The 15,120-nt window shown below is 52.2% G+C and carries 11 protein-coding genes; 7 read left to right on the top strand and 4 right to left on the bottom strand.

Features of this window, described 5'->3' with window-relative positions; all coding sequences use genetic code 11:
- Nucleotides 1-843: hypothetical protein (locus tag VE954_RS33920; protein WP_324961417.1), on the bottom strand; the 843-nt coding region annotated here is incomplete at its 3' end.
- 281 nt (nucleotides 844-1,124) lie between these two features.
- Here VE954_RS33920 and VE954_RS33915 point away from each other — a divergent pair.
- Nucleotides 1,125-1,886 (top strand): hypothetical protein, encoded by a 762-nt coding sequence (locus VE954_RS33915; protein WP_324961415.1) that lies wholly within the window; start codon nucleotides 1,125-1,127, stop codon nucleotides 1,884-1,886.
- Nucleotides 1,887-1,949: 63 nt separating this feature from the next.
- Here the strand turns inward: VE954_RS33915 and VE954_RS33910 are convergent, their stop codons facing one another.
- Nucleotides 1,950-2,885: a YHYH protein gene (locus VE954_RS33910; RefSeq protein ID WP_324961414.1), complete on the bottom strand. Its 936-nt coding sequence runs from the start codon at nucleotides 2,883-2,885 to the stop codon at nucleotides 1,950-1,952.
- Between the two features lie 274 nt (nucleotides 2,886-3,159).
- Here VE954_RS33910 and VE954_RS33905 point away from each other — a divergent pair, with 274 nt between their 5' ends.
- The 3 genes from VE954_RS33905 (at nucleotide 3,160) to creC (ending at nucleotide 8,105) form a co-directional block, all read left to right on the top strand.
- Nucleotides 3,160-5,898: an MHYT domain-containing protein gene (locus VE954_RS33905; protein ID WP_324961412.1), complete on the top strand. Its 2,739-nt coding sequence runs from the start codon at nucleotides 3,160-3,162 to the stop codon at nucleotides 5,896-5,898.
- An 86-nt stretch (nucleotides 5,899-5,984) separates the two neighbouring features.
- Nucleotides 5,985-6,665, top strand: a complete 681-nt coding sequence (gene creB, locus VE954_RS33900) for a two-component system response regulator CreB (protein WP_324961410.1) — start codon at nucleotides 5,985-5,987, stop codon at nucleotides 6,663-6,665.
- Nucleotides 6,666-8,105: a two-component system sensor histidine kinase CreC gene (gene creC / locus VE954_RS33895; protein ID WP_324961408.1), complete on the top strand. Its 1,440-nt coding sequence runs from the start codon at nucleotides 6,666-6,668 to the stop codon at nucleotides 8,103-8,105.
- Nucleotides 8,106-8,138: 33 nt separating this feature from the next.
- On the opposite strand, the gene VE954_RS33890 is transcribed toward creC, so the two are convergent.
- On the bottom strand, nucleotides 8,139-8,723 hold the full coding sequence (locus VE954_RS33890; RefSeq protein ID WP_324961406.1) for a TetR/AcrR family transcriptional regulator: 585 nt from the start codon (nucleotides 8,721-8,723) through the stop codon (nucleotides 8,139-8,141).
- A 96-nt stretch (nucleotides 8,724-8,819) separates the two neighbouring features.
- On the opposite strand from VE954_RS33890, the gene VE954_RS33885 reads away from it, so the two are divergent.
- Nucleotides 8,820-10,433 carry an NAD(P)/FAD-dependent oxidoreductase gene (locus VE954_RS33885; RefSeq protein ID WP_324961404.1) on the top strand — a complete coding sequence of 538 codons (1,614 nt, stop codon included), beginning with the start codon at nucleotides 8,820-8,822 and terminating at the stop codon, nucleotides 10,431-10,433.
- On the opposite strand, the gene VE954_RS33880 is transcribed toward VE954_RS33885, so the two are convergent.
- Nucleotides 10,430-11,275, bottom strand: a complete 846-nt coding sequence (locus VE954_RS33880) for a hypothetical protein (RefSeq protein ID WP_324961402.1) — start codon at nucleotides 11,273-11,275, stop codon at nucleotides 10,430-10,432. The two genes, VE954_RS33885 and VE954_RS33880, sit on opposite strands and share 4 nt — an antisense overlap.
- Before the next feature lie 384 nt (nucleotides 11,276-11,659).
- On the opposite strand from VE954_RS33880, the gene VE954_RS33875 reads away from it, so the two are divergent.
- Nucleotides 11,660-14,449 carry a 7TM diverse intracellular signaling domain-containing protein gene (locus VE954_RS33875; protein WP_324961400.1) on the top strand — a complete coding sequence of 930 codons (2,790 nt, stop codon included), beginning with the start codon at nucleotides 11,660-11,662 and terminating at the stop codon, nucleotides 14,447-14,449.
- Nucleotides 14,446-15,117: a response regulator gene (locus tag VE954_RS33870; RefSeq protein ID WP_324961398.1), complete on the top strand. Its 672-nt coding sequence runs from the start codon at nucleotides 14,446-14,448 to the stop codon at nucleotides 15,115-15,117. Before VE954_RS33875 ends, VE954_RS33870 begins: the two co-directional genes overlap by 4 nt.
- Nucleotides 15,118-15,120: the final 3 nt, after the last annotated feature.

Raw genomic sequence — 15,120 nt, 5'->3', positions numbered from 1 at the left:
GCAGGAGTCGGGAAGTGACGTCTTCCCTGGAGAGATCGGAAAAAAGGCCGAGTAAGCCTCAGCAAGAGCCCTGGTGCCCGACCGGCCAGGGAAGCGCTGAACGCCCGAAGGCCAGGAATCTCCATCCATAGCCCCTGGCTTTGGGTGGAGAGGTTTAATCGGTGCGGCCTGCTGGGACAAAGGTGTTAGCTTCGATAGGGCAGTCGTGAGGCGGCTGGCCAACTCGGAGCTCCAGGTTTTATCATTGCCGAAAAGCCAGACATCTTCGACTCCCACCTGCGAGATCACGTCGCTATCAATCACCTGAGCCGGGGCCTCTGGGCTTCGCATGAAATTAATTTCAACGCCGATCATGCCATCCACCCGATTGTTCCGGTACATACGCATGCCTTGCCCGTAGGTATTCGTCCAAGTCAATTGCAGCCCCGGACACTGTTGTTGGAGTTTCCTGGCATAAAATACGCTGCGAAATGAGGCGAGATTCATGCTTTGGAGGGATTTGCAATCGGTCGCGGGCTTGGATGCGACCACTACAATATTTGCAGAATCCACTTTGGCTATTTTTTGCGGATGCGTCTCCGGAATCTGATGATCCATGGACATGACAAACTGAACACGGTTGGCCTGCAGTTCCACAAAGGCCCTTTGAGGCGGCAGAGGCATGATGGTGCATTTCATCTGCGCTTGGGCACACCAGCTCTTCATAAAGCCAAGATTTGGTGGTTTTCCGCCGTCCAATTTATCGCCGACCTGCATGATAGCCACACGCACAGCAGGTTCAGCCCCGAATGATGTTTCTCCAAGCCATGCCGTCACGAGCAGGATCCGTAAGAATCTGGTCATCTCTTGTCCCTCGGTTACGGGCTGAACTATGCAGAGTGAACATGCTGAGCTCAGGGCCTGGACGTTGAAAAAAATACCATATGCCTTTTCCCGCAAATGACAAGTCCAAGAATGGAATCGGATCGGTGCTGACTTGTTTCGTGCAGGTCACTTTATGCTTGCAGTGGCAGACCATTCTTTTGCATGTCACGAGTGGTATGAACCTTGCTCCTATCAAGGGTTACCTTTCGAGGCACCGCGAAGGCGGAGACTCTTCGATCGAGCACCCAAAGGAGGACACCATGAGTCGCATTGCAATCGTAGTCAGTACAGTAGGATACCATTGGGAAGAATTGTTCGATGCTTACTGGGTTTTTCGTGACGCCGGTCAGGCCATCGACCTTTATACCGTCAACGGCGGGGAACCCCGGGTGGATCCCATGAGCCTGAAACGCACGGGCCCTGGTTCTCTCCTGGGTTTGGGCCTGCCCGCATCCATTGCGCCTGAAACGACGCGGGGTCAGATTTTAACAGAAGCCTTGACCCAGGTTCAACCATTGAGTGCACTGAATCCCCTGCAGGTGGATGCCATTTATCTTCCAGGTGGGCATGGGTGCTTGTTCGATGTGAACCGCGACCCCACGTTGCATTCTGTCCTGGGACAACTTTATGAACGAGGTGCGATCCTAAGTGGCGTCTGTCACGCAACGTCGACCTTTGCGCTAACCAAAATAAACGGTCGCAGCATTGCTGAAGGTCATGCGCTGACAGGATTCCCGCATGCGCTGGATCGTACTCTGATTTCGCTGGGTCTCGTGCGACCTGAGTTTCTTCCTTTACCTTTAATCAATGATGACGAACTGCAGCGCCATGGAACGAAACATTCGGCTCTCGACGAGACGATCGCGTTTCTCAATCCTCGGCATATGCGGGTTTCACTTCCATTCATCACAGGCGTGGGACCTAAATCCGCGGCGCCGGTCGCCAAAACTGTGCTGGAACAATTGAAAAAGGGCAAGCTGCAAAAAGATGACCGAAGCCGGAAAGAAGCGAAGAGAGCGTGAGTTTGTCAAGTCGATCGGCTGACCACCCGCAAGTGGTCAGCAGTGCCTGCATCGGAACGCAGGTTAATTACAGCCTGTGCAGGTTCCAGCGGTTCCCGCATAGAAACCTTTCGTCACAAAATAAGCTGAATCGGTGCCGTTGGTCTGCAGGTTCACATGATAGTGATAAACCGCGGTCGAGGGACTGTCCGCTGTCGTTCCGCTATGTCCACCCGCTGCATCCAATGTGGGTGTCGTGCCATCGGAATCGAGACGACCATAAACGGGAATACCGTCACGCATCACACCGACGAACGCCGCGTCTGTCTGAGTGATCGAGGTCGGCTCGGTGTGGTAGTGATAGCTCCCTGTACCTTGCGGATGGCCTTCGCATTTATCAAAAGTTTCGGATTCTTCGTAGATATCATCCCCAGGGGCTGCAAAATTCCCGTAAATACTCACGCCAGAGATAGCCACACCAATCGTCGCGCCGGTAACCGCGGTGTTCGATGCGGCCTTGGTGCCGCTCATAGGAACGGTCACCTTAACCGTTTGCGCTGCAATCGTATTGGGGTTCGTTTTGCGACCGGTCGCCGAAAAAGCTTCGTAGCAGGCGTTGGTCGATCCAAAGTACTGGGATTTGGTATCGGGTTGGCTGTCGGTCGAGATCATGACATTGGTTCCGGACTTGGTGAGTGTCACGCGGCAGGAAAATTTCAGCCAATAGCCTGAAAGACCTTGAGCCGTGCGGTCAGCTTCACAGGAGCTCGTGTCGCGTGTGACGACCGCGCAGCCATAGCTATTCTTGGTTGCGCCTTCGGTTGTGTTGCTGACGAGCGAGCATGCGTCGGTGTCAGTGTCAGTGTCAGTGTCAGTGTCAGTGTCAGTGTCGGTTGTATCCGAAGCCTCGGAATCCTCCTTTTCGTCTTTTTCTGCGGCCGCGCAGCTGACAAGGATTTTGGCGGAAGTTACAAGTAATCCTGCCAATGCGAGAGGGAGAACATACCTACGCGTGATCATGGGGCCATCCTTTAAATATAGGAGCGTCTGATTTCGGTTTCTACTTGTCCATGGGTTCGGATCTTTTGAATTCCACTGAATAGGCAAAAGCTGCCGTGCGTGGTGAACGGCCGTCGGAGAGCCCGTAAGTTTGACATAAAAAGGGATAAGGACGCGCTGGAGTTTGTTTTCTGGATCGCTTACTCTTTGACCATTGATAGACTTTCGAAAAACCATTCCAAGAATGGTCAATATGCCTTGGTCAACCGAGGTGGGAAGGAGTTATAGACCAATTATGGAAACACAGTTCAGTCCACTTTTTGTTACTATCTCCATCCTGGTGGCAATATTTGCTTCGTATGTAGCCTTGAATATCGCTCACAGCGTCACGCAAACCCGGGGCCGAGCGCGGTTCATCTGGTTGATGTGCGGTGCCCTCACCATGGGCATCGGTATCTGGAGCATGCACTTTATTGGAATGCTCGCCTTCGAAATGCCTGGCATGGTGATGGCCTATGATCTGCCGCTGATGATCCTGTCCGTAGCCGTTGCCATCGGTGCCTCAGGCCTGGCCTTTGTCATGATCAGTCAGCCCGTAGTCCCGGCCGGTTCTATACTTGCCGGGGGTATTGCCATGGCCGCAGCCATTGCCGGCATGCATTACATTGGGATGTATTCGATGCGGATGGCAGCCACCATCCAGTGGAATATTTTTCTCGTTGTTCTGTCCATTGTGATCGCCCTGATCGCGTCTTTCGGCGCCCTCTTGATTTTCATTCGGCTGCGGGATAAGGCCGAACATTTTATGGAAATTATCCTGGCCAGCACGGTCATGGGGCTGGCTATATCCGGCATGCACTACACGGGGATGTCGGCCGCTACCTTCGTTCATCAGGATTCATCACCAATTGAAAGCCAGCATCTGATCGTCTCGCAGTGGCTGATCATCGTCGTCGTGGCCAGTTCGCTTATCATTTTGGGCGCCGCCCTTGCCAGCTCCACAACCCAAAGATTGATGCATAACAGAAACCGTAAAGCCAAAGAAATCCTTGGGAAAAGCGAAGAAAAGTTCCGGCGCCTCGTGGAGGCTGTCAAAGACTACGCGATTTTCATGGTGGATCCCGACGGCCGGGTCACCACATGGAACTCCGGTGCCGAGAGAATCACAGGCTATTCCGAGCAGGAAATTATCGGCCAGCACGTTTCCATCTTCTACCAAAAACAGGATAGGGATCAGCGAACGGCTGGCCATGAGTTGCAAGACGCTCGCCTCAATCTGCACTTTGAAGGCGAAGGCCTTCGGGTCAGGAAAGATGGTTCCATGTTTTGGGCCAGCGTTGTCATTGTTCCGCTGGTGGGGCGGGATGGAGTGCTGTCCGGGTTTTCCACGGTCACGCGCGATATTACCCCGGTTAAGCAAGCCGAGACGCGTCAGCGTCAGCTTAATGAAGAGCTGGAGCAACGTGTGCAGCTCCGCACCCAAACCCTGGAGCAAAGGGAAAGTCAGCTTCGGACCATAGCCAATGCGGTCCCGGTTCTGATCGCCCAGCTCGATAAGGATGAACGTTTTCTATTTGCGAATGAGGCTTTCTGCAAGTGGTTCCATCGTGATGGCGAGTCGGTGAATGGACGCACCCTGCAGGAAATCCTCGGCGAGACTCGATACCAGAAGAACCAGGCGTATATCAACCGAGCGCTAACAGGTGAGGTGACGACCTACGAAAAAGAATCGTTCAGCGGTTCGATCAGGGCCAGCCTTGCCATTACAGTCGTTCCTGAATTTTCCAACGATCAAACAGTGGCAGGATTGATCCTCGTGGCCAGCGATATCACCCGGTACAAGGAAATTCAGGCGGAACTCAAAGGGGCCAAGGACGCCGCGGAAGTCGCCAATGCCACGAAGAGCTCTTTTTTGGCCAATATGAGTCATGAAATTCGCACGCCCCTCGGCGCGGTTCTTGGTTTTTCGGAGCTGCTGGTCACGGATGAACTGTCCTCCGTTGATCGCTTTCATTACCTGGATATCATCAAACGCAATGGGCAGCTTCTGTCGAATATTATCAATGATATTCTCGATCTCTCCAAAGTTGAAGCCGGCAAACTTGAAGTTGAGCTCTCTGATGTGCCCTTCGGCGAGATCATGAATGAAATGGCGTCCATTTTAAGCCTGGAAGCCTCAGCCAAAGGTATCGACCTGCGAGTGACCTCAGAAGGCATTATTCCGAGCCGGATCCGGACCGATGCTCTCCGTCTCAGGCAGGTTCTGTTCAACATCGTCGGCAACGCGATCAAGTTTACCCATCGCGGCAGCGTAGGCGTGCAGGTCAAGCTTCAGCTCGGGGCCGATAATACCACCAAGCTTGCTTTCATCATCACGGATACAGGTGAAGGTATTGAAAAGGCACAGATGGAGCGAATTTTTGCACCGTTCACTCAGGCCGATATTTCGACCACTCGGAAATTCGGTGGCACCGGCCTGGGTCTGGCGCTTTCGAAAAAGCTGGCACAGGTGCTGGGCGGCGATGTGCTGCTCAGCAAGTCCACGCCCGGGCAGGGAAGCACATTTGTTCTGACAATTGATCCAGGAATCAGCGAAACTGTTTTTTTCGAAAGCCCCGAACATCCTGCCTCCAAGGCCATGCCGGTGCAGAAATTGCAGGAGGATTTCAATCTGAGCCAGTTGAAGGTCCTGGTTGTCGATGATAGCCTGGATAATCTGGCCCTTATCAAAAAAATTCTTAAGATCCGAGGCGCGACCGTTGTTACAGCCAGTAATGGACGGGAGGCCGTGGATCTGGCTTTGAATGAGCATTTCAGTCTGGTTCTGATGGACGTTCAAATGCCGGAAATGGATGGATATGAGGCGGTCAGGACTCTGCGTGCGACGGGATACACCAAGCCCATCATCGCTCTGACAGCGCATGCCATGAAGGAGGAACGTTTGCGATCTTTGCAAAGTGGTTTCGATGATCACATCACCAAACCCATCGATCGCAAACTTCTGGTCAAGACTCTTTCCAGGTTTCCGAGCTGAAGGCCGGTTTTTATGTTAGGAATGCAGGCAGACAAGCCTAAGGTTTGGGGTCAACGTCCCCATCTGCCATGGGGGAGCTGAAAATCATGTCCCGGATCATGTTAGTTGAAGATGAAGAGGCCATCGCGCAAACACTCCTTTATGCCCTGGAAACAGAGGGCTTCACCACCACATGGGTGAGACTCGGTCACGAGGCTCTCGCCAGCTTCGCCGCTCAGGATATCAGACTCATGATTCTGGATGTCGGGCTGCCCGACATCAATGGCTTCGAACTTTGCCGCGAGATCAGACGTCACTCCGAAGTGCCTATTCTGTTTCTCACCGCTCGTCATGGCGAGATCGATCGTGTTTTGGGTTTGGAACTAGGGGGTGATGATTATGTCACCAAACCCTTCAGCCCTCGCGAGGTCGTGGCACGCGTCCGCCGTATTTTAAAACGCAGCGAGCCCAAAGCGCAGCAGGAACCCCTGCCAGCGTCGTCTCTGGAAGTCAGCGTTGCGCATGGACGTGCTGTGTATCATGGAGTTCAACTGCGTTTGACCCGCTATGAACTTTTGCTGCTCAGTGTCCTGCATAGCCAGCCAGGTCGGATTTTTAGTCGTGGCGTTCTGATGGATGCGGTGTGGACCGATGCTCTGGATACAGATGAACGCACCGTGGACACGCATATTAAAACATTACGGGCGAAATTACGGGAAATCAAACCCGAACTGGATCCCATTCAGACCCACCGGGGTTTGGGTTATAGCCTCCAACTGGGGTCATAAATGCGATTGGGTTTCGGTATTTTTCTAGGTTATGTCCTGATCGCAGGGTTGGCGGCGTACTTCGTTTTGAATGTTTTTGTCGATGAAATCAAGCCGGGCATTCGTCAGGCGATGGAAGACAATCTGGTTGATGCCGCCAACCTTCTGGCTGAAATTGCCGTTGATGATATGAAAACCAATAGCATTGCTACCGGCGGATTTGCGAGGCAGGTGACCGCCTACCAGGCCCGACGGTTGGATGCTTCCATCTGGGGATTTCGCCGATCGCGTCCGGGATTTCGAGTCTATATCACGGATGCCAAGGGCATCGTGCGCTATGATTCGACCAACGAGGCTGTTGGCCACGACTATTCGCGTTGGAATGATGTTTATTTGACTTTAAAGGGTCAATACGGGGTGCGAAGCAGTCCGGATCGTGGCCCTGGTGCTTCGCCACACTCAACCATGTTTGTGGCCGCTCCGATTCAGGCGGATGGGCGTATTCTAGGCGTCTTGACCGTTGCCAAATCGAATCGGGCCATGGAGCCCTTCATTGAACGCACGCAGAATAAAATCATCAACGCCGGCTACTGGCTTCTGGCCGCTTCGATATTGATCGGAGTCTTGGCCGCTGTGTGGCTCACTGCTTCGGTCCGGCATCTGGTGATTTTTGCTGAGGCTGTCACGCGAGGCGAACGCGTTGTCCTTCCTTCGTTATCGATCCTGGAAATCAAACGTCTCGGCACAGCACTGCAGTCCATGCGTGAACGTCTGGAAGGCAAACGTTATGTCGAAGACTATATCACGACGCTGACCCACGAAATGAAAAGTCCACTGGCAGCTATTCAGGGTGCAGCCGAGCTTTTGCAGGAACCCATGGCCGAACCACAACGCCAAAGGTTTTTAAGTTCCATACGGGAACAGACTCTGCGTTTGCGTGGCTTTATCGAAAAAATGCTCCAGCAAGCATCACTTGAAAATCGTCAGGTCCTGGAATCCCCGCAGCCCGTTGATCTTGTGGACTTGATTCAGAGGGTCAAAGAAAATATCGCACCCAAAGCTCTGCAAAGGGGCTTAATTCTGCAGGCCTCGACACCTGAACAGGCCATGGTGCAGGGCGATCCTTTTCTTCTGGAACAGGCATTGAACAATCTCGCCGAGAACGCCTTGGATTTCAGCCCTCGTGATGCCAGCCTGGACTTTGCCCTGGAGCTTCACGGTGATATTTGGCAGCTGTCCATCCGCGACCACGGTCCTGGTATTCCGGATTTTGCCCGGGAGCGTATCTTTGAACGCTATTATTCTTTGCCTCGGCCAGATGGTGGCCCGAAAAGTACCGGCCTCGGATTAAGCTTTGTCAAACAAGTGATGTTGCTCCATGGGGGCCGGGTCGAACTGGAAAACATGCCCGATGATGGCGTGAAAGCCACGTTGTCCTTTGTGACGAGGGTTGCGTCGTAATCCCTACCGAACGCCTTGTCTACACTTGCCACTTTAGACAATCGCGACCAGCTTCTCACAGGCATAGCGGATAAATTTTTGTCGATCCTGAACCTGATCCCATTGACCGTCGATGAAGAGCTTCGAAATCCCATGCACTGAGGCCCAGGCAAGGTTGGCGAGTTGATTCTTTTCTTCTGGAGCGGCATCGGCGGGCAGGCAGGCCGATGCCGTCAGCTTCAAGAGTCCAAAGGCTTGCGCCGCCAAATGCTCAACCTTCGGAAAGGTTCCTGTTTTGAAGAACCGTTGATCGAACATGAGCCGATAGTGGGCGGAGTTCTTGAGCGCAAAATTAACATAAACGATGCCTAGCTCCAGAAACCGCTCTTTCGAACTCAATGCTCCATGATGAGCCACAGGCTCCAGGGCTTCAATAAATTTTCGATAGCCCTCTTCAGCAATAAAGCCCAAGAGGTTTTCAACACTTTCAAAATGCCGATAGGGGGCCGCTCGGGACACATCGAGGCGACGAGCCAATTCCCTAAAGCCAATGAGATGCGCCTCATCATTTTTAAGCATTTCGAGTGTGGCGTCGATCAGGGCTTCGCGTAGATCCCCATGATGGTACTGTTTTGTCATCGTCACTTTTCTCCTGTAAAAATCCATATGTTGACGGTGACAACATTCATACTGTATGCAAAGCATGAAGCTTGTCAACAGAGGAGTGCAGGAAATATGTCCATTGGAACGCAGCTGCGTCGGGCGCACATTAAGGACCGGTATGACACGATTGTGATTGGATCAGGAATCGGTGGGCTCGCGACCGCGGCCTGTCTAGCCAAGTCTGGCCAGGACGTTCTGGTTCTGGAACGCCACTACACAGCCGGAGGATTTACTCATACCTATGCACGTAAAGGGTATGAGTGGGATGTTGGTGTTCATTATATTGGTGATGTTCATCGCAAGGATTCGACCCTTCGGCGCGTTTTCGATTACATCAGTGATGAAAAGCTGGAATGGTCCGAGATGGAAAGCGCCTATGATCGCATATTCATCGGGGCAGAATCCTACGACTTTGTGAAGGGCGAGGATGCCTTTCGCACCCGCATGTGCGAATATTTTCCGGATGATAAGGAAGCCATCACCGCTTATATCAAGCTGATCAAACAAGTCAATCGAACGGCGCCCATGTATTACCTGGAGCATGCGCTACCCGCGTGGTTGTCCAGACCACTGTACAGAAAGCTAACGACGCCCTTTCTTCAGTATGCCAGCCAAACGACTGAAGAGGTGTTGCTTGGCCTGACTCAAAACCGCAAGCTCATTGCTGTGCTGACCGGGCAATGGGGTGACTACGGGCTGCCTCCCAGTCAGTCGAGTTTTGCCATGCATGCGCTGGTCGCCAAGCATTATTTGGATGGAGCCAGCTATCCCGTCGGTGGTTCGGCCTCCATTGCGCGAACCATTGAAGCGGTTCTGTTGAAACATAAGGCCCAGCTCGTCACCAGTGCTGACGTGCAGTCCATCGTGACCCGAGGTCGCAAGGCCGTGGGCGTGAAGCTCGCCAATGGCACGACCATTCATGCGCAAAACATTGTCAGTGGTGCCGGGGTGCTGAATACGTTTCGGAATCTGCTCACCGAGGAGTGTCCCATCAGGCACGAGTATCTGCAGAATATCAGACAGGTCAGGCCATCCTTTGCGCATGTCTGCCTTTACATTGGACTGAAAGGCACGCGTGAAGAGCTGGGTCTGCATACGACCAATCTCTGGATTTATCCGAACGAGCAGCATGACGAAAACTTGGATCGTTTTATGCCAGAGTCCAACCTGGATTTCCCGGTGGTTTATATTTCGTTTCCCTCCACCAAGGACCCAGCTTGGGCCAAGGAACAGCCCGGCAAGAGCACGATAGAGATCGTCGCGCCAGCGCCCATGCAATGGTTTGAGAAGTGGCGGGATTCCAAATGGCGCAAGCGGGGCGACGACTATGAGCAGTTTAAAAAAGAAATGACTGACAAACTCCTGTCCGTCCTATTCGAGAAGCTGCCGCAGCTCAAGGGCAAAATTCATTATTCGGAACTTTCCAGCCCCCTGTCCACGATCCACTTCAGTAACTATCAGCAGGGGGAAATCTACGGGATTGATCATACGCCGCAGCGTTTCCAGCAACGCTGGCTTCGCACGGATACGCCGGTGAAAAACTTGTATTTAACGGGTCAGGATATAGTGACCTGCGGCGTGGGCGGGGCCTTGAGTGCAGGCGTCCTCACCGCGATACGGGTTCTGGGACCATTCCGTTCGAGGCAGCTGACTCAGCTTATGAAACCGAAAAGGCGGAAAAATTAGCGAGGCGCGTCTTGCATTCCATTCTGCTGAAAGAACCAGATCAGGGCTGCCATGACAAATAGCGCAAACACGATGAGGAAGCCAATTTTCCAGTAACTCCAGGGTGCCTTGCCCTGTACCTCTCCGGTTTGACCGTTGACCAGGAATTGGAAGGTTTGATCCGGATACCGATGAGCGGAAATCCAGATCGGCAACAGAACGTGTTTGAACCTTTCATTCGAAAATTGATTGTCGACCTGCAACGACATTTGGGTATCGCCGGGCACATTGCCTGAACAACGTTGGGTTTGCTCATTTTCGATCAGGGTCACAGCCTTTTGCCAGGCATCATTGAGATGGATTTGGCATTCCTCGGCGCGCCAGCCCATAAAGTAAGCCGGTTCGTAGGGTTTCAGGAGCGAGGTATCAAAGGTCTGGAGCTGCGCGGCCAGATCCTGGGATAAGCCTTTCGAGGCGCAGATGAGCCGCTCATCATGGAGATCAACCCGCGAACCCGCGGCAGGAACCCATCGGGTTTTCTGCACCTGCCGCGTTTTGCTCACCGTGCGCCCATTGGCATCAGTGTCCGTGTATGTTTCCGTTTCATAATAATAGTATCCTGCCAGAACTTGCCAATCCGAATGGACTGTCGCATCGAAGACCCAATAGGGGATATAGACTCCCTGCACGTCACTCACCCTGGCCAGGCGTTTTAAGGCATGGGGACGAAACCAAAGGGATTGCACCCAGCGTGAGAACAAATCCTGGATTGCCTTCGCATCGATGGAAAAAGGCACCACAGATTCAGGGCGAATGACCTGCCTGTGATCTTTGAGTTCCAAAACCTGGTTGGACCAGGCCATCCTCAAGCTTATATTCGACGATGGAGCGGGTCGTTGGCTCCTGGGCGAGCGGCTGGAGGTTCTTGCAAGATTGACAGCGGAGCTGCTGCGCAGCAGGATCAAAGACTAATTTCCCCTGACATTGAGGGCACTTGCTGTCGCGATGGGTGGAATGGATGGACACCGGAGCTCCCTGGCTGGACTTGAAGCGGCGATAGCACCCGCCGGATCCTGGCAAGACAAGCGTAAGGAGGAACTCTCTGCCCCTGCTGGCAACCCTTTGGACGGTTTATCCTGGAATAGGCTGGTTGTTGTTTTGCCCATCGGGTTGGAAAGATGCCGACTTTGACACCTATCAATTTATGGCTATTTTTGTTGGCATTCAGCTGCTTTACGAGCCGCGGCGTGGCTCAGCAGACTGTGGTCATCGATGATAACTTTGAATACGTCCCACTCGAAAAGGACGCCTTAAGCTATTATTACCAGCCTGAAAAGGTGGATTGGCACCCGATTGACGCCCTGGACTTCCTGGGTGAGAACAACCCGGAAGCCAAGAGGGTGAAACTCTTTGCCTACTACGATGGGCTCTATCAATCGACTCCCACCGTTGGCATTAACGAGATTCTGAAGCCCGGGATGCGTGATCAATTTCGAGTCCTGGAACAGCTTCGACCCAGTTTTGGCTTCATCGACCGACCCGTGTGGTATCGATTCAAAATAAAATATGAGGGGCGTGAGCCCACGAGGAAGCTTCTGCTGAACATCAGAGGCTACCTGTTTGATTCCCAATTCTTCACAGTGCATGACAGAGATCATGTTTTAACCAGCTTCCGTAACAGCTACCACGTTGCCAAAGAGCTCAAAAATAAATTCGACAACGGCATTGATATCACCTCGGTCATCGAGCTGAGCTCCGAAAAAAGAGAAATTGAAGTCTATTTCAAGGTCTACACGCAGATTGTCCCGCATGACCTCCAAGTCGAGTTGCATGCGGAGGAACATCTTGAACAGAAATTATGGGAATCTCTGCCCTTCCAATGGACCTACATAGGCGCGACCGTCGCTCTTCTGATCTATAACTTTGGAATCTTCCTCTTCTCCAGACAGCGCATCTATCTTTATTACGTCCTTTTCGTCAGCACCACTCTGCTGCTCATTTCGGAAATCAACGGTTTCTATTTTAATGTCTATACGGAAAATGCTGAAGTTTTCTGGAGGCATCACCTGTTCCTGTCGCTCGGACTTCATGGGATATTTTTTGTAGCATTCGCCCGGGAATTTTTACCTTTTGAAGCCTATCCAAGGCTGCTGAGGTTGACCGGGATAGCTCAGGCTATGGCGATCGCAGCCGCCGTGGCCTATGCATGCGGACCTGGCGAATTCGTGATCCGTCTTGGCTTTGTCATGATATCCATTGTCGTCCCGATGATCATCGTTCCCGCCATATGGCTTATGCTTAAGAAAGAAAAGCAGGCCTTCTTCTATGTAGTCGCTTTCTCCACCTATTTGCTCGGCTCGTTTTTTAGAACGCTCATGATCCAGGGTATGTTGCCCAGTATGACATTTCTGGACCATATTATGGAAATAGGATCCCTGGTGGAAGCCTTGCTTCTGTCGATCGCTATGGGTGATAAGCTCAGAACTCTCAATTTGGATTTAAAGACCTACATCGACAAGGTTGAAGATATCGTCGAAGAGAAAACAAGAGAAATTCGCTCCATCATGAGGCACATTCATCAGGGCATTTTCGCGATCGTGCCAGGGGTCAGGATTCATGAAGAATACAGTCGTCATCTCTGTGAAATAGTCGGAACATCGGATATTTTGCTGAGCGATCCTGCGGAGCTCTTGAGCGAGGGGTCCAATTTGAACGATGACGATATCTCTCGCATGAAATCGGCCATCCATCTCGGCCTTAATTCACCCATTGAATTCGCTTTGAATGAAAGCCATCTGCCGCGGGAAATGGAAAAGCGCGGACGATTTTTGGAAGTCGACTGGCTCCTGATTGAAAACGAAAGACGGCAGACCGAAAAAATCCTGGTCACTCTGAGGGATGTTACGGAAGTTAAAAAACTCCGAGGCACAGCCGCCAAACATGAGAAAACCATTGTCAAGATATCCGAGATGCTGGCGGTTGATGGTGATGGATGCCAGCTATTTTTTGAGAGTTCCCATCAGGTGCTGACCGATATCCAGCAGGTCCTTGCCTCGGAGCCGCCTTGGAGCGAACTGAGTTTAAGAACCATCTTCTTGAAGTACCATACGATGAAGGGTCATGTCCGCAGCATGGGATTCAAGGAGCTCACCAATCTGGTTCATAAGGCCGAAAACCTTTGCAGTCTGTATCAGTCGGACTCAAGGTTGGTGGACATTGAGCTTTTGAGGGCGGACTTTGCCCTGGTCCTTGCCAGTCTTGAGGATTACGTTGCCATCTTTCGCGAAAAATTAGGACGCTCCGCATCAAGTTCAGTCAGCTTCAATAAGGACATGATTGGGAAATTGCTTCACGTTTTCCAGCATCTTCCGCCCTTGAGCCGATTGGCTTTTCACGAGGAAGAGGCTAACCTTCGTCATGCGTATTTTAAAGATCTGATCTCGGTCATCAGGGAATGTGGCCAAAGAGTCATCAAAACGGCCCTTCTTCTTGGCAAGCCTGAGCCTCAGTTTATGATTGATAGCCCGCAGATCGGTATCCCTCCACAAACTGTGGAGCTCTTACAAAATATTCTGGTTCATCTGCTCGGAAATTCTGTGGACCATGGTTTGGAAACTGCCCCTGTGCGCGTGGCCAAAGGCAAACCTGCGGTTGGGCTCATAAGGATAACTGTATCCATCCAGGACGAGACGCTAATTCTGATGGTGGGTGATGACGGCCAAGGCTTAAATATCAAGCAAATCAGGGAAAAGGCGCTCGCCCAAGGCATGATCGGGAGCGACTGTTATGACCCAAAGGTTATCGCCATGGCTATTTTTGGTGCAGGCTTTTCGACAGCGTCCCACCTGTCCGAGATCTCAGGACGGGGCATGGGATTGGACGCCGCACGGTCGATGCTTGACGGCGCCATCGGCATTGTCTTTGAAGAGCCTCATAACGTTGGTGCCGACTCGGAGTCAGCGCCATTTCATCTTAGATTGGAACTGCCCAAGGGCACCTGGACATCGGGATTTGATTCTGGAATAATAGCGCCATGATCAATCGAGATATCATGCAGAGTTTCTCTGACAAGTACCAGTTGACCACCCGACAGCGGGAGGTCCTGCTCCAGGTCATTGAGAATGAGCATATGGGCTCCGCCGAGATCGCGGCCAAGCTAGGCTGCTCGCTGGCGACCGTGAATGTGCATCTTTCCAATGTATTCTCTAAAATTGGCTGTCGAAGCAAAGCGGAGACGATCCGGATGGTCATGGCTTTTGCAGCAGCCTACCAGCAGCAAACCCCGGTCTCCATGAAATCGATCATCATACTTTCCGCTGATGACGACCCCAACCTCCTTCAATCCATTGCCCAGCGAGCGGAAGAACAATTTAAAGGCAAAATCACCTTCATCCCCTGCAGCAACGGGCAGGAAGCGATGATGTATCTTTCAAGGGCCAGGCAGAACGATCCTGATTTTCCACGGCCGCACATCATCCTCCTGGACCTTCAAATGCCAGCGATGGATGGGTACGAAACCCTGCGTCGCATCAAATCCGATGCGGCTCTTAAAGAGATTCCGGTCATAGTTTTTTCCGGGACCATTGGCGCAGAGAACACCAAAGAGCTCTACGCTTTGGGAGCCAATTCCATCGTCCTCAAGCCTTCCAATCCTGAAACCATGGCCAGGGTGTTGCAGGCCATCCTGCAGTATTGGGGTCTGTGAGAG

The organism is Oligoflexus sp., from assembly GCF_035638955.1.
Lineage (GTDB): Bacteria > Bdellovibrionota_B > Oligoflexia > Oligoflexales > Oligoflexaceae > Oligoflexus.
The sequence above is the reverse complement of the archived record's forward strand: the minus strand, read 5'-3'. Positions and strand labels throughout refer to the sequence as shown.